Origin of the sequence: Bartonella sp. AA1HLJMS, from assembly GCF_042197445.1 — a bacterium.
GTDB lineage: Bacteria > Pseudomonadota > Alphaproteobacteria > Rhizobiales > Rhizobiaceae > Bartonella.
The window spans coordinates 1-2,597 of record NZ_JBHIRW010000106.1 but is presented as its reverse complement, the minus strand read 5'-3'; the positions used below and the strand labels follow the sequence as shown (position 1 = coordinate 2,597).

Sequence of the window (2,597 nt, the reverse complement as noted above, 5' to 3'; positions counted from 1 at the left end):
TAAACCACTTTCATGCTTCATATTAAAACCTCAATAAAATCTTGAATTGTTCGCGAACATCGGCACGCAAAGGAATAGTGACAGGCGTTTTGAGTATCTCGACACCACCATTCAGTTCATTGACGTCACACCAAAGCTTTCCAAGGGGGATATCTTGTTTGGGAATGCCGTGAACGAGAATAGAAACAAATGCTGCTTGTTTGTCCTCAACATCGTGAAAATCTGTGCGGGCTGCAAGAAACAACAGAGTGCCGGTTGGGGAAGGGTTAAATTTGTTTCCACAATGGCTGTACACACCATCCAAAGCCTGTTCGACAGGCGCTACAGCATAGCATCTGCGATACCCAATCACGCTATTTTGGCTGTCTCTTAACACGAGATAAAGCGTGCGACCATGAAACCATTCTGCCATGAGTATATCGCGTTCATGTTTTTTGACCGAACACCACGGAAAATTAGCCATGTCCCATGGATAATCGATTTGTTCAAAGCTTAACTCTTCATCCCCATCATCCATCCAATTGCCAATAAGCTTGCCTTCTTCTCTTGTGAGCGTGTGATTGATTTCTGTTGTGCGCCCAAAGGAAAACAAAGTGCCCCCAGCTGTTAAGCGAACACCGCTTTCATACTCCAACATGCTGTCATCAAGGCGTGACATATTGCATTCAACAGCTTGCACATCATACCCCGCAACACCACGACGAAAATCGGAGCGCAAACTTTTGGAGAGATCTGTAATCGCTTCAATGGCTTCAAGCTGTGTTCGTTCAGGCAACTGATCAAAATCAAGTTGAAAGGAGTTCCACCATGCGCGCCCCGTCCAGGCGGGTTGAAAGCGTGCTGTAATCTCTAGCCATTCAAGCCCCATCTCTATTGCCGCAAGGGAGCCACGTATCCTCTGCCATTGAAGCCCTTGATCAATCAAATCATAGAGATTTGGAACATAAGGTGTCAGTTCACCAAGCCCGTATTCTTCAATCAACCACGGCAAGAAACGGGGAGGGCGTGTGATCAGTTTTGCGCGTGAAATCCCCAAAACAGAACCATCAATATCTTGATGAAAATCGCAAGCATCGGCAAGGCGCTTTTCAAATTCTGTCGCATTTGTGGGAAGGAGGGAACCAACCATTAGCGGGCACGCCCTTTGAAGTTTAAGGTGATTTTTCCAATCGATAAAATTTCTTCATCACAAACCATACTGTCTTGTGTTGGGGTAATGGCAATCACTTTTTGGACACCAGAAATCATTAGTTTTGAAATCCACCACGACAAACTTAATTCACGACCAATGGCTTGTTCTTGTTTCCAAGCCGTGCGTAAATTTGTTTCCATTGTTGTGAGAATTTTCAAAGATGTTTCTGGTAACAGCCAAACATCTGCTTCTAAATCCAGCACTTTTTTGACAGCAGCGTGAACAATGATTGTATCATTGGTCATGATGATATTTTTTCTGTGAAGAGCTTGTGAAACTGCTTGTATGAGATCTTCAGAGGCTGTTCCTTCTTCATTATTACCAAAAAGAGCAACATAGATGGTTGGGTTTTTGCCTTTACGATAGATAATGGCATCTTTCACTCGACTATCGGCTGTTAAGGCGATAAGTTTGTAATAGGGTTCTGTTCCACTTCCGTTTCCTCCACGGGCATGAAGCTGTATGCGTTCACGATATCTCTCGTCACTTTCACCCTCCATGCGGGCAAGACCATGCCAGTTTCCCAAAGCATCAAGAGATTCACCGGTTGCAAAATCAAGAATGTTGTTGCGTGCTGCCTCATTAATACGCTGTCTTAAAAGCAACTCTCGATAGCTAAAAGCCTCTATGACTTTTACGGCCGGATCACTTTCAAGAATGGTATATTCAGGCAAAAGCTCTTTTAAATGGACAAGAGCAGCAGCGCGTATTTCTTCAAAAGAAAGTTCTGTGATGATGTCTGGTTTTGCAAGCACTCCATTCATTTTATCAATAATCCTTCCATGGTAATGGGCTTGCCGGATGGCAAATAAATGCCTTCAAAGGATAAAGAAACGTGTCCATTCTCACCCCTTTTAAAATCAATTTTTTTCACTTTAAAACGCGGTTCCCACTTGTCTAAAGCCTCAGCAACAGCAGCATAAAGAGCAACAGCAAAAGCATTATTAACCGGTGCATCAATGAGTTCAGCAACACGTGAACCATAATCACGCCGCATTACACGCGAACCAATCCGCGTTAACAAAATATCAAGGATTGATTGACGCAAATGATCAATGCCGGTTAATGGCTTTCCTGTTGTACGGTCCATTCCACTGTTCAATTGGGACCTCCTGTCATAGAACCACCAGGGGAAACACCGCCATGAACATGGGTTTCTCCTACATTGGTGCCGTTATGTCTTAATCCACTTGAATGAATGGAAACATTATTTCCAGAATGAAGAGAGAGACTATCATTCGAATTCAGTGAAATGCCACCACCTGCCTTCAAAGAGATGCCGCCTTTTGCGTTTAAATTTATATCGCTTTCTGAAACAATCTTTATGTCTTCCGGTGCGGTAAGCTCTAGCTTGCCACCATCACCTTTTAGTGACACACCATCAGCGATTGTCAGGATAAACTTT

At 43.6% G+C, this 2,597-nt stretch carries 3 protein-coding genes and 1 pseudogene; all 4 read right to left on the bottom strand.

Going from position 1 to position 2,597, the window contains the following annotated elements; genetic code table 11:
• Positions 1–22 precede the first annotated feature (22 nt).
• Complete coding sequence (locus ACFIQE_RS09510) at positions 23–1,129, bottom strand: phage tail protein (protein WP_375707622.1); 1,107 nt, start codon at positions 1,127–1,129, stop codon at positions 23–25.
• Positions 1,129–1,956, bottom strand: coding sequence for a baseplate J/gp47 family protein (locus ACFIQE_RS09505; protein WP_375630634.1), 828 nt, complete (start codon positions 1,954–1,956; stop codon positions 1,129–1,131). The genes ACFIQE_RS09510 and ACFIQE_RS09505 overlap by 1 nt, the downstream gene beginning before the upstream one ends.
• Positions 1,953–2,294 (bottom strand): GPW/gp25 family protein, encoded by a 342-nt coding sequence (locus ACFIQE_RS09500; RefSeq protein WP_375674224.1) that lies wholly within the window; start codon positions 2,292–2,294, stop codon positions 1,953–1,955. Before ACFIQE_RS09500 ends, ACFIQE_RS09505 begins: the two co-directional genes overlap by 4 nt.
• A pseudogene (locus ACFIQE_RS09495) lies at positions 2,291–2,597 on the bottom strand (phage baseplate assembly protein V); the annotation flags it as partial. The pseudogene ACFIQE_RS09495 and the gene ACFIQE_RS09500, both read right to left, overlap by 4 nt.

Bases quoted from the DNA above. Each gene is read 5' to 3' on its own strand.
- ACFIQE_RS09510 (WP_375707622.1), bottom strand. From the start codon at position 1,129: ATGGTTGGTTCCCTCCTTCCCACAAATGCGACAGAATTTGAAAAGCGC.
- ACFIQE_RS09505 (WP_375630634.1), bottom strand. From the start codon at position 1,956: ATGAATGGAGTGCTTGCAAAACCAGACATCATCACAGAACTTTCTTTT.